9 protein-coding genes are annotated in these 13,113 nt (G+C 31.1%); 6 read left to right on the top strand and 3 right to left on the bottom strand.

Annotated elements, in window-relative coordinates; genetic code table 11:
• Positions 1-91: 91 nt before the first annotated feature.
• Positions 92-1,027, bottom strand: a complete 936-nt coding sequence (locus KTC94_RS13700) for a hypothetical protein (RefSeq protein WP_220320127.1) — start codon at positions 1,025-1,027, stop codon at positions 92-94.
• A gap of 198 nt (positions 1,028-1,225) precedes the next feature.
• Here KTC94_RS13700 and KTC94_RS13695 point away from each other — a divergent pair, with 198 nt between their 5' ends.
• Positions 1,226-3,049, top strand: coding sequence for a MutS family DNA mismatch repair protein (locus KTC94_RS13695; protein WP_220320128.1), 1,824 nt, complete (start codon positions 1,226-1,228; stop codon positions 3,047-3,049).
• A gap of 503 nt (positions 3,050-3,552) precedes the next feature.
• Here the strand turns inward: KTC94_RS13695 and galE are convergent.
• The gene (gene galE / locus KTC94_RS13690) at positions 3,553-4,539 is read right to left on the bottom strand and encodes a UDP-glucose 4-epimerase GalE (RefSeq protein ID WP_220286178.1); all 987 of its coding nucleotides are present in this window, start codon (positions 4,537-4,539) and stop codon (positions 3,553-3,555) included.
• A gap of 377 nt (positions 4,540-4,916) precedes the next feature.
• On the opposite strand from galE, the gene mgtE reads away from it, so the two are divergent.
• The 5 genes from mgtE to KTC94_RS13665 all read left to right on the top strand — a co-directional run bounded on the left by mgtE (position 4,917) and on the right by KTC94_RS13665 (position 11,808).
• The gene (gene mgtE, locus KTC94_RS13685) at positions 4,917-6,260 is read left to right on the top strand and encodes a magnesium transporter (protein WP_216302599.1); all 1,344 of its coding nucleotides are present in this window, start codon (positions 4,917-4,919) and stop codon (positions 6,258-6,260) included.
• 334 nt (positions 6,261-6,594) lie between these two features.
• Positions 6,595-7,221, top strand: coding sequence for a TrkA C-terminal domain-containing protein (locus KTC94_RS13680; RefSeq protein ID WP_165412539.1), 627 nt, complete (start codon positions 6,595-6,597; stop codon positions 7,219-7,221).
• 270 nt (positions 7,222-7,491) lie between these two features.
• Positions 7,492-9,072 (top strand): glycine betaine ABC transporter substrate-binding protein, encoded by a 1,581-nt coding sequence (locus KTC94_RS13675; RefSeq protein ID WP_220320129.1) that lies wholly within the window; start codon positions 7,492-7,494, stop codon positions 9,070-9,072.
• A gap of 20 nt (positions 9,073-9,092) precedes the next feature.
• A complete protein-coding gene (locus KTC94_RS13670) occupies positions 9,093-10,238 on the top strand; it encodes an ABC transporter ATP-binding protein (RefSeq protein ID WP_216302597.1) in 1,146 nt (381 codons plus the stop codon).
• Positions 10,231-11,808 (top strand): glycine betaine ABC transporter substrate-binding protein, encoded by a 1,578-nt coding sequence (locus KTC94_RS13665; protein ID WP_220286179.1) that lies wholly within the window; start codon positions 10,231-10,233, stop codon positions 11,806-11,808. The genes KTC94_RS13670 and KTC94_RS13665 overlap by 8 nt, the downstream gene beginning before the upstream one ends.
• A 403-nt stretch (positions 11,809-12,211) precedes the next feature.
• Here the strand turns inward: KTC94_RS13665 and KTC94_RS13660 are convergent, their stop codons facing one another.
• Entirely contained in the window at positions 12,212-12,739 is a 528-nt protein-coding gene (locus tag KTC94_RS13660; protein WP_220286180.1) for a DUF6241 domain-containing protein, read from the bottom strand.
• Positions 12,740-13,113 lie beyond the last annotated feature (374 nt).

The raw sequence follows: 13,113 nt of genomic DNA, 5'->3' as shown, positions 1-13,113 counted from the left end.
TTAAATATCTTTATGAAAAAGCATACTCTAAAAAAATAAAACTACCAAAATATCTCTAATGTATTTTGATAGTTCTCTATTTATTTATTCCTCATAGTCCAGAAGCTTTTCTTAATTGTTCAGAATTGCCCCGATTTATATTCCTAAATGATGCATTCTTAACTCTATCCTTAGATTGAATCTTAGGTATTACCTTTTTCTCTTTTGTTAATGAATCACGCTTAATTTCTTTTTGCTTCCCAGATCCTTTTTTCTCTTTCTCACTACTTGAAGATTTATTTTTAAATTCATTCACAGTATTGTTATTATCATTTATTACTTTTTTCTTTTCTTCTATAGGTTTACCATGCGCTCCATCTATGGTATTTAGAGGCTTTCTTTGTTTCGCTGTAGCTAATTGCTTATCTGTCTCTTCTACATTCTTTGCATCAATATTTTTAAATGGAATTCTGGAGCTTTGCTTCGCAGCTGTTCCTGATATTCTATTATTTTCAACTTTTAAACTATTTATCTTAAAAGGAACTACGCTTGGATTAATTTTTATTAAATTGTCCTCAGCATAAACATTCTTATTATCAGACTTTGAAATTTGTGACAACACTATTTTTTTAGGTATTGTGAGCTTGCCAATTTTAAAATTTTCAGCAGTATATGTAAAATTGTCTTTAGTAAAATCTATCTTTCCCTTGGACGAAAATAATAAATTTACCTTCTTATAGCTGATAGGAGCCTTAATTACAAGTTCATCCTTTACAATCTCTATATTAACTCCCTTAAGAGTTATATCCCCCTTAGTTTCAGGCCTTAATAATTTACTTAACTCATCTATGTCATTTTGAGTTAATTCAAATTTCCCGCCTTTTCCCTGTATTTTTTTAAGTTTATCTATAATCTCTGAGGAAGCTGTTTTTTTAAATACTAATCCACTATTGTATAATATTAGGTATGCACAAACTACTGTTGATCCTAATAAAATAGTTAATGTCCCTATAATTATTTTCCTCTTTAATTGCATGTTTTCCGACATATTCTCCCCCTTTTTTCATTAATATTTATATGTTAACACATTTAACATAATTTTTAACTCTAATTCACATAGTTCACAAAAAATTTTTCTCTAACTGCAAATAAAATTGGTCATATTATACTTATCTAGAAAAATTGCGGTACAAGCCTTTTGTATGATATTATATATCTAATAAACAAAACATATTAGGAGGATATTATGGGAACACAAAAAACGCCTTATGTTAATCGAAAAAACCATTACGATACTCTATTAAAAAAGCAAAAACAAACCATAGGTTTTATAAGCTTATTAAGATTAATAGTTTTCGTATCCGGATTGAGCTTTACAATTTTCTTTTATTTACGAACTACTTATTATTTAAGCCTTTTAATATTAGTTACCACCATCATCACATTTATAACTTTGGCAATTAAACATAGCAAGATAAAACGCAACAAAATCAGATGTTCGATTTTATGTAAAATAAATGAAAATTGTCTAAAACGCATAAATAACAATTGGAAAGATTTTTCTGATAATGGTGATGATTTCAGCGATGAAAATCACAGTTACTCGAAAGACCTAGATATATTTGGCAATAACTCCCTTTTTCAATGGATAAACACCTGCATAACTTATCTTGGTAGACAAAAATTGAAAGATTCTCTTTCCGCCCCTATTTATAATACTGATGAAATACATAAAAGGCAGGAAGCCATAAAAGAGCTCGCTGGGAATATTGGATGGACACAGAGATTTGCAGCGGAAGCAATACTTAGCGAGAATAAAAACCATAACCCTGGGGAATTGCTTGAATGGGTAAAGGATAAAAATGAGTTTTTCCTAAAACCTCTAGTAATAACCGTAATAAGGCTGTTACCAATAATAACTCTATCTCTTATGGTATTATCATTTGTTTTCTCTAAAGTATCTTACAGAATACCCCTTTTAGCAATTGTCATTCAGATAATACTTCTTTTAGTTGGATATAAAGAAGTAAGTAGAAATTTGGACACTGTATATAAATATAAGGATTCAATTTTTATATATAATAAACTCCTTATGCATATAGAAAAGAAGACTTTTACCTCAGAGTACTTAATCAAATTGAAAGAAAAACTTGTTAATAAGGACGGAATGAACGCTTCTTTTCAAATTAAAAAACTAGTAAATCTAGTAACAGTAATATCCGACAGAAGAAATATGTATTATTTACCTATAAATATCCTCCTCCTGTGGGATTATCAATGTTTAATTAATCTTCAGAAATTTAAGAAAAAGAGTGGTTCTTCTCTAGCAACTTGGATAGATGTTATAGGTGAAATTGAATCCTTAAATAGTCTATCAATTATATCCTATGAACACCCTGACTGGGCAATGCCAAAATTTAAGGACGGATCCCCTATATTTGATGCTAAAAATCTGGGCCATCCACTACTCGGAAGTAACCGAGTATATAATGATATCCGCATAGAAAGATCACAAAATGTTCTTTTAATAACAGGTTCCAATATGTCCGGTAAAAGCACACTTCTTAGAACTACAGGTATTAACTTGGTTTTAGCCTATGCTGGTGCTCCTGTATGTGCGCAAAGTTTTAACTGCTCTATAATGGACATTTATACCTGCATGAGAACAAGTGATAACTTAGAAAAAAACATTTCATCCTTCTATGCAGAACTTTTAAGAATAAAAAAACTTGTAAATGCTACGAAAAACAAAACTCCAATTTTCTTCTTATTAGATGAAATCTTTAAAGGAACTAACTCTATAGATAGACATACCGGCGCTAAAATACTAGTCGCCAAGCTAAGTACTGAGAATGCACTAGGCTTTGTGTCTACCCACGACTTAGAGCTAGGTGACATAGAAACCACTAATAAAAGAGTTAAAAATTACCATCTTAAAGAATATTATAAAGATGATAAATTATACTTTGACTATAAACTCAGACATGGAGTATCTACCACTAGAAATGCATTATACTTAATGAAAATGGCAGGCCTTGATATTCCACCTGACATTGAACTCCCAAAATAAAAAATAAAAAAGTATATATTACAATGCATTATACGTAATATATACTTTTTTTGCGCATAGAAAAGCGTAATATCATTTAATAATTCGGTTAATCATAAGGTCAATTATTCCATCATATATATTAAATAATGCAGTCTTTTCTTATGGTCAATATAATTAGTAATTTAACCATGTATATGTTTTGGCAATTTCCCTATGTTTCAATAGGTTTTTAATATTAATTTAGAGCAAAATAATATTATAGTAATATCGTGAAAGGAGAAATCTTATGAAAATTAATTTAAATTTAAAAAAATTTATTATACTAGTTTCTATATTCACTTTTTTGAAAGGTTCTTTTTTCGCCGATTTTGCTAGCAAAAGTAAAGACTATGAAGATAAATATGGTGTTTATCTAGTCTTCGCTGAATGACACAATAAAATACATCAAATTTAAAAAAGTTGTATAAGCTAACTAAAGGATAAAATATCCAATAGAGCTTGTACAACTTTTTTATTACCTCTTATTTTTTATATCCCTCAGGATGACTTTCATGCCATTTCCACGCAGTTTCTATAATAGTTTCAAGAGAAGCATATTTAGGTTCCCATCCGAGAATTTTCTTAGCCTTTTCACTAGAAGCTATAAGAACTGCAGGGTCTCCTGCACGTCTAAGAGCCATTTCAGCCTTTATTTCTTTTCCAGTAACTTTTCTTGTTACGTCGATTACCTGTTGAACAGAAAATCCTTGCCCATTTCCAAGATTACAAGTTATACTGTCCTCCCCGCATCGTAGCCTCTTCACTGCTAGTAAATGAGCACTAGCAAGATCAGTTACATGGACATAATCTCTAACACAAGTACCATCCTCAGTGTCGTAATCATCTCCAAATACCATAATCTTTTCTCTTTGTCCGAGTGCTACCTGAAGAATAATAGGAATTAAATGAGATTCTGGTCTATGGTCTTCTCCTATATTTGAGCTTATATGTGCACCTGCTGCATTAAAATATCTTAACGCAGTATATTTTATACCATAAGCATTATCACACCATTTTAAGATCTTCTCCACACAAAGCTTTGATTCTCCATAAGGATTAGTAGGAAAAGTCTTATCTTCTTCAAGTATAGGAATATTATCTGGCTCCCCGTAGGTTGCTGCAGTTGATGAGAAAACTATATATTTAACCTTATGATCTCTCATAGCCTTAAGTAAATTTATAGTAGATCCTATGTTATTTTCAAAATACTTTAGAGGTTCTGTAACACTTTCCCCTACCAATGAATCTGCTGCAAAATCTATAACTGCATCTATAGTATTCTCTGTAAAAACCTTATTAAGTATTTCATCGTCTCTTAAATCTCCACAGTAAAGCTTTCCACCAAGTAGCGCATCATGATGTCCCTTTTGGAAATTGTCTAAAACAACTACCTCTTCACCTTTTTCTAAGAGCTCAGCGACCATATGACTTCCAATGTACCCCGCTCCACCACATACTAAAATAGCCATTAACTAAATTCTCCTCTCATAATAACTTATTATTAAATAATACAATCTTATATATTATTTTAACACAACAACTTCTATTAGTTGTAACTTTATTGTTAATCAAATTATTTCTATACGGTTGACAATGCAGTGCTACCATCATATAATAATTTGAACAAATATATAAGCTTTTCCGTATTATACTAAAAAGCTATTTTTATTGGAGGTACTATCAATGGATTCTGGCCCCATACCGAGGAATTACTATATAAAATTTAATATTATTATAGAGGAAGAATTCATTTACACTAGCGCTTTGACCTAATTATGCACTTTTCTTGCAAACCTTATTTTATTAACAAACCTTCTTCCTCTAAATAAAAGTTAGGAGGGAGATTATGTCTCATAGATTAAACCAAAAAGAACTAACTGAATTTTTGTTAACCGAAACTATAGATGAAATAAATAAACTTATTCAGTTCATTCATCCTGCTGATATTCTAGTAGTTATTAGGCAATATGATGGAGATAAAATAAATTTATTTCAAAAACTATCTCCAAATGTGATTGCAAACATTATTGATGATGCAGAAGATGAGGAGAAATATGACCTCTTATCCATTCATTCCACTATCATTCAAAAAAAAATCATACATGAAATGTCATCAGATGAATTAGTAGATTTATTAGAAGCTGTTTCGGAAGATGAAGCTAAAAGCATCATGAAAAAAATGAATAAAGAAGATGTTGACGAAGTCAACGCATTGTTAACCTACTCTCCAGACAGTGCGGGTGGTATTATGGCCACTGAGTTTATCAGTGTAAAAGAAAATATGACTATAGGTGAGACCTTAAATTATCTTCAAAAGGAAGCTACAGAAGCGGAAACTTCTTATTATATATATGTAATAGGCGAAAACGATCTTTTAAAAGGAGTTATATCCTTAAAAGACATAGTACTAAGCAACTTTGATGTGAAAATTTCAGATATCATGAATAGTAATGCCATGAGCGTCCCTGTTGATATGGATCAAGAAGAAGTTGGGCACATTTTCGAAAAATACGGGTTTTTAACTATGCCCGTAGTCGATGAAGATATGCATATTTTAGGAATAATAACTTCAGATGATATAATGGGAATTCTTAGTGATGAACATACTGAGGATCTATATCGTCTCGCGGGTTTAAAAGGAGATGAAAAGGTTACCGGTTCTCTTAAATCTTCCATCTGCAGTAGATTGCCCTGGCTATTTGTAAATCTAATAACTGCAATCCTTGCCGCTTCAACCGTTAGTTTTTTTGAAGGCACCATTCAAAAGGTTGTAGCCTTGGCCGTCTTCATGCCAATAGTTGCAGGTATGGGCGGTAATGTAGGTACACAAACGCTAACTATTATTATTCGAAGCATAGCCCTCGGAGAAATAGACGCTAAAAATTCCAAGAAAATATTATTAAAGGAATTCGGTGTAGGTCTATGTACAGGTGTTGCAGTGGGTATTGCAGTAGCTCTATTAGGCTGCTTTTGGGAAAAGAATATTGTTTTTGGGATAGTTATTGGTTTATCTATGTTGTTAAACATGATGGCAGCAACCATAGCCGGTTTTGCAGTACCAGTTATACTAAAAAAAATCAATATTGACCCAGCACTTGCTTCTGCTGTATTTGTTACTACAGTAACTGACATTTTAGGTTTCCTCTTCTTTCTTGGGCTTGCAACGTTATTTTTACCTTACTTAATATAATAAATAAAAACTACCAAAGTGTATTATTAAATATAGCATGATACGTATAGGATAGAGAGTAAAAAATATTTACTCTCTATCCTATATTTTTTATTTTTATAATTTAAGCATTAACTTTCCCTAAGAAGAAGCAATTTCCCCTAAGAAGAAGCAATTTCCCCTAAGAAGAAGCACCCCTCCCTAATAAGAAGTAATCCTCTATTTACATTATAAAGGTATTAATTTATACTTGATTAAGAAAAGCAATAATATTACATACTTGATTTAACAAAATATTATACCTTGGAAGGGGGGAATTTATCAAAAGTTAAATATTACTTTTGATAAAACCAAAATGCCAAATGGCTCTGTTTTAAAACCTGTTTATAAAAAAATAGCTATTGATATTGCTAATAGAATTCTATCTGGAGATCTTCCTATAGGCGATAAGCTATACGGTCGCTCTTCACTTGCAAGCCAATATAACGTATCGCCAGAGACTATAAGAAGATCAATAACTCTTCTTAGCGACATGGATATAGTTAAAGTAACAAAAGGTAGCGGAATAGTCATAAACTCAGTAGATAATTGTTTGGAATTCATCCATAATTTCAAAGATATAGATTCTATAACTTCTCTAAAAAAAGAAGTTGTTGATTTACTTGAAAAGAAAAAAGAATTAGATAAAAATATAGAGTCTTCTATCGATGAACTAATAGATTATTCTAGCAGATTTAAAAATAGTAACCCTTTCATACCCTTTGAGTTTGAAATACATTCTGAAATGAGTGTCGTAGGTAAAACTATATCTGAAGCTGAATTTTGGCAAAATACAGGAGCAACAATAATTGGTATAAGACGAGATGAAAAATTAATACTTTCCCCCGGGCCACAAACTATATTTGAAGATAATGACATATTTGTGGTAATCTGTGATGAAACTAGCTATTATAGAATTAAGCTCTTTCTTTATAAAAAATAAAACTCAAAAATCCCTTACATCGCAGATGTAAGGGATTGATTTTTGGTTGAATTTTCACTAAATTAAATAAATAATCTTTAATAATATACTAGTAATTTCAACATACTAGCAAATTTTATAGATTAGCCCATTCTTTACAAAGTAACAACCCAATGATATGATAAAGTTGTTGCTTTTGCAATAAATTGGGGGGTTTTAATTTGATTAAGGGATATTATGTAATTTTATATACATTAAGAGATCAATTCATAGATATGGAGGTAACTGTTAATGAATAGTATAAATTCCTTTATAAATTTCGTAATAAGTAGACAAGCTGAAATATTCAATTTATTTATACAACATATTCAACTGACTATATTTGCAATATTGATGGCTGTGTTAATAGCAGTGCCTCTTGGAATACTTATAGTTAGGTATAGAAACCTCTCGGGTCCTGTCATTGGTTTTACAAATTTAGTTCAATCAATACCAAGTCTCGCATTGCTCGGGTTTTTAATACCTATAATTGGTATCGGCAGCAAACCAGCAATTATTATGGTAGTTATGTATTCTCTTCTACCAATTCTAAAAAATACATTTACAGGACTAACTAACATAAATCCTTCACTTATCGAAGCAGCTGACGGTATGGGACTTACCAATACTCAGGTACTACTCAAGGTTCGTTTTCCACTAGCTATGCCGATTATTATGTCGGGTATTAGAATATCTTCAGTTACAGCAGTAGGACTTATGACAATAGCCGCTTTTGTAGGAGCTGGCGGTTTAGGCTCCTTAGTCTTTACAGGCGTTTCAACTGTTAACAATAATATGATCCTAGCGGGGGCCCTTCCTGCTTGTTTTCTTGCTATTTTTCTAGACTTTATTATAGGCAAGGTAGAAACTATAGTAATTCCGGAAGGAATAAAGATTTCTCAAGGCACAAAAACACTAAAAACTAATACTATCTTTGACAGCAAAAGATTTAAAATCGCAACTTCGGCATTAGTTCTTATAATCATTTTATCCTCAGTATTTACAAGTTTCTTTACAAGTAAGGATACAATAGTTGTAGGTTCTAAAAACTATAGCGAACAATTAATACTTGGAAATATGGTAGCCTCTTTAATAGAAAGTAATACAGACTATAAAGTTGAAAGAAAAATGAATTTAGGTGGATCCATTGTAACGCTTAATGCTATAAAATCAGGTGCTATAGACATCTATGTAGAATACACAGGTGTGGCCCTCGTAAATATAATGAAAAAAGATTCTATAAGCGATCCTGACAAAGTTTACAACATAGTTAAAGATGGTTTTAAAAAGGATTACAATGTAGAATGGTTAAAACCATTAGGTTTCAATAATACATATGAGTTAGCGCTAAAGCAAGATCTTGCTAAAAAATATAATTTAAATACTATTTCAGATTTAGCAAAAGTTAGCAAAGATTTTGATTTAGGATGCACCATGGAATTTGCAAGCAGAATGGATGGTTATCTTGGATTACAAAAACTATACAATTTAGAGTTTAAAAATGTAAAAGGTATAGATGGCGGACTTCGCTATACAGCACTTCAAAATAATGAAACTCAAGTTACAGATGCATTTACTACTGATGGTTTGCTTCAAAGATTCGATCTAAAACTTTTAAAAGACGATAAAAAATTATTTCCACCTTATTATGCAGTTCCTATAGTACGGGAAGAAATACTAAAAAAATATCCTGAAATAAGACCTGTACTACTATCCTTAGAGGGTAAAGTTACCGCTAAAGATATGCAAAAACTAAATTATAGAGTAGACAACGGTGAGGACCCTAGAACAGTTGCAGAAGAATTTTTAAAATCTAAAAAATTAATGGATTAAATTAAATAGGAGGCTATATTTTGATTGAATTTAAAAACGTAAATAAAATTATAAATGGAAAACATATTTTAAAGGATGTAAATATTACTATACAAAACGAAGAATTAGTTGTTTTTATTGGACCTAGTGGTTGTGGAAAAACTACCACACTTAAAATGATTAATAAATTACTAATCCCATCAACAGGTGAAATTTTTTTAGATGGAGATAAAATACAAGATAAAAACACTATAAAACTTAGGCGTAATATGGGTTACGTTATACAGCAAGCGGGTCTTCTTCCTCACTTAACTATAGGTGACAATATTGGTTTAATACCATCCATAGAAAAAATTCCAAAGGATGAAATAAAGGAAAAAGTAATTGAGCTTTTAAATTTAGTAGGGCTAGATCCTGATGAATTTATGGATAAATACCCTAATCAGTTAAGTGGAGGTCAGCAACAAAGAGTTGGCGTTGCAAGGGCATTTGTAATGAATCCTGAGGTAATCTTAATGGATGAACCTTTTAGTGCACTAGACCCTATAACAAAAACGCAACTTCAAGATGAGGTATTTAATATACAACAAAATTTCAAGAAAACCATAATATTTGTAACTCATGATATGGATGAAGCATTAAAACTCGGAGATAAAATTTGTATTATGGATGCTGGCAGCGTTGTTCAATTTGATACTCCAGAAGAAATATTAAAAAATCCTATCAATGACTTTGTACGCGACTTTGTAGGTAAAAAAAGAATATGGAATCAACCTGAATTAATTAAGGCAAAAGATATTATGATAGAAAAACCTATAAAATCAGTTGCAGAGCGAACAATACTCCAAGCAATTGAAATAATGAAGTCTGCAAATGTAGATAGTTTACTTATTGTAGATAAATCCAACATTTTATGTGGACTTGTTACCTTAAAGCATATTAGATCAACTCTAAGAGCGAACCCAGATAAAACTATAAAGATTAAAGAAATAATGCAAAAGGAACTTATAACAGTAAATCAAGAAGATTCTATAATAGATATATTAGAAGTTATAAAAAAAGAAGATATAAATTTTGTTCCTGTAGTAGATGATAACAATAAACTATCGGGACTTCTTACCAAAAGCAGCCTTTTATCTATATTAAGTAATCAATTTATAGACATGGAGGTAGATGTAGATGAATAGTATTAATTCTTTTATGAATTTCGTAATAGATAGAAAATCTGAAATAATAGACTTATTTATTCAACATATACAATTAACTATATTTTCAATTTTGGTGGCAGTTTTAATAGCAGTGCCTCTTGGAATACTTATAGTTAGGTATAGAAAACTAACAGGTCCTATCATTGGGGTTACAAACGTAATTCAATCTATTCCCAGTCTGGCACTTCTTGGATTTTTGATACCTATACTTGGTATTGGAAGCAAACCAGCTATTATTATGGCGGTCATGTATTCGCTTCTACCAATTGTAAAGAACACATTTACAGGGCTCACTAACATAAACCCTGCACTTATTGAAGCAGCTGATGGTATGGGACTTACCAATACTCAGGTACTACTCAAAGTTCGTTTCCCACTAGCTATGCCGGTTATTATGTCAGGTATTAGAATATCTTCAGTTACAGCTGTAGGACTTATGACCATAGCCGCTTTTATAGGCGCTGGCGGTTTAGGATCCTTAGTCTTCACAGGCGTTTCAACTGTTAACAATAATATGATCCTTGCCGGAGCTATTCCTGCTTGTTTTCTTGCCCTTTTTCTAGACTTCATAATAGGCAAGGTAGAAAACATAGTAATTCCAGAAGGAATAAAAGATACTCATAAACCCCCAACTCGAACTACTAGATTCTTTAAAAACAAAAAAACTCAACTTTGGGCTTCTGTCTTAGTTGTTATAATCATTGTATCAACAGTCGCTTCAAGTTTTGTTAAAAGTAAAGACACAATAGTTGTAGGCTCTAAAAACTTTAGTGAACAATTAATACTTGGAAATATGGTAGCTTCTTTAATAGAGGCTAAGACAGACATTAAAGTTACACGAAAATTAAACTTAGGTGGAACTAATGTAGTATTTAGTGCTATGAAATCAAAAGATGTAGATGTATATGTAGAATATACTGGAACAGGTCTTGTAAATATTCTAAAAAAACCTACCATGAGTGATCCAAATAAAGTTTATGATGTGATGAAAAATGATTTCTCGAAAAATTATGATATAGATGTAATGGAACCTTTAGGATTTAATAACACCTATGTAATCGCAGTAAAAAATGATTTTGCTAAAAAAAATAATTTAACTACTATTTCTGATTTATCAAAGATAAGTTCTAAATATAATGCTGGTTTTACTATGGAATTTGCAGCTAGACAAGATGGTTACCTTGGAGTTAAAAATTTATATAATCTAAATTTCAAAAGTTTAAAAAGTATAGATGGTGGACTTCGCTATACCGCACTTGAAAAAGGCGAAACACAGGTTCTAGATGCCTTTGCTACAGATGGATTACTTGAAAAATTTCATCTTAAACTTTTAAAAGATGATAAGAGTTTTTTCCCACCTTACTATGCAGTTCCAGTAATAAGAGCAGAAACACTTAAAAAGCATCCTGGATTAAAGGATGTATTACTCCTTCTCGAAGGTAAAATTACAGATGAAGATATGCGAACTCTTAATTATAGAGTAGACAATGAAGAACAACCTAGAAAAGTTGCAGAAGACTTTTTAAGATCCAAAAAATTGATAGAATAAAAAAATAAGAGTGCAAGACCTATGAAGTTTCTCCTGCGTGGCACCAAATAAGAGCTTGAAACGTGAAATTCAATGTTTCGGCCCTTCTTATTTGGAGTCACTCCCGGAGAAACTTCATACTATTATGCAATCTGTTTCCTATAAAATAAAAAAACGTGATATATTTTAATAATATATCACGTTTTTTTTATTTATTCTTCTGATTTTTATGCTCAAAAAAAGTATATATTACGTATAATGCATTGAAACAAGCTTTAGAACTTCTTATTTTTAATTAAGAAACGCTCAGTAAAACATATGTTTGAGCGATACAGCGAGTTTATATTTCTAGCAGATTAATTAAAAATAAAATTAGTAGTTCTTAGCGAAGCGAATGCAATACGCGTAATATATACTTTTTACCTTATCTCATATCTTTTGCTTTTCCTATTGTGCCCCCAAGTCCATCCCATAGGTAATTATGTTCGTCCACTCCACTTTTAAAATTATTATCTTTCCACCTTTCAAGAAATTGTAACAAAGTCGCCTTATCAGGATATTTACTTTTTGTAACTTTCGCAATTAGTTGGTTGCACTTGTCGGGGGTTATTTGTATCTCTCCCCATATTTTCCCGTCTTGTGCTACAATTTTAGTGTTTATCATTTTATGCATAGTACTATAAAGTGATAACTCATCATCACTTATTTTTTCTACGGTATCATTTGCTTTTATTTCAACCGCCTTATTAGCTAACTCCTTATTTAACTGGACTGCCTGTACCGTTTTTGGACTTTCCGTTTCAGTTAATTTATGTTGTGTAATATAGTAACTTCCTGCCCCTATTATTGCAAGTACCAATGCAATGCTACTTACCACAAGCCATCTACCATGTAAGGGAAAGATTTTGCCGCTTATGGCATGAAATTTATCACTTACTTTATTCTGTTTCATACGATTTTACCCCCTTATATTTACAGGCTTTTTATAGCTAGCCTGAAGCTATTACGTTTTTCAGTTTTTATGAATACGATTTCATATTACTTATTTTCTCTATACCTATTTATCTCTTTCGGAGCTATTTATCTCCTTCGGGCTATTTATCTCCTTCGGAGCTATTTACATTATTACAATCATAAAATAACATCCCCTGTAATATTTTAGTATGTTAGACATTTATAATTATACCACATTTGTAATATTATTCCAACGTTTATTTTAAAAAGTAATATATTGTATTACTGTATAAAATTACATAAATTCCGAGTAAAAATTGCATAATTACATGATTATATATGGCAATATATTTTATTATATGCTAATATGTA

The sequence above is a fragment of the Clostridium sp. CM028 genome (assembly GCF_030585565.1).
GTDB lineage: Bacteria > Bacillota > Clostridia > Clostridiales > Clostridiaceae > Clostridium_AD > Clostridium_AD estertheticum_B.
The sequence above is the reverse complement of the archived record's forward strand: the minus strand, read 5'-3'. Positions and strand labels throughout refer to the sequence as shown.

Excerpts from the sequence above, each read along its gene's own strand:
- KTC94_RS13660 (WP_220286180.1), bottom strand. The coding sequence starts at position 12,739 with ATGAAACAGAATAAAGTAAGTGATAAATTTCATGCCATAAGCGGCAAA.
- KTC94_RS13675 (WP_220320129.1), top strand. The coding sequence starts at position 7,492 with ATGAATAGTATAAATTCCTTTATAAATTTCGTAATAAGTAGACAAGCT.
- KTC94_RS13695 (WP_220320128.1), top strand. The coding sequence starts at position 1,226 with ATGGGAACACAAAAAACGCCTTATGTTAATCGAAAAAACCATTACGAT.
- mgtE (WP_216302599.1), top strand. The coding sequence starts at position 4,917 with ATGTCTCATAGATTAAACCAAAAAGAACTAACTGAATTTTTGTTAACC.
- KTC94_RS13665 (WP_220286179.1), top strand. The coding sequence starts at position 10,231 with ATGAATAGTATTAATTCTTTTATGAATTTCGTAATAGATAGAAAATCT.
- galE (WP_220286178.1), bottom strand. The coding sequence starts at position 4,539 with ATGGCTATTTTAGTATGTGGTGGAGCGGGGTACATTGGAAGTCATATG.
- KTC94_RS13680 (WP_165412539.1), top strand. The coding sequence starts at position 6,595 with ATGCCAAATGGCTCTGTTTTAAAACCTGTTTATAAAAAAATAGCTATT.
- KTC94_RS13700 (WP_220320127.1), bottom strand. The coding sequence starts at position 1,027 with ATGTCGGAAAACATGCAATTAAAGAGGAAAATAATTATAGGGACATTA.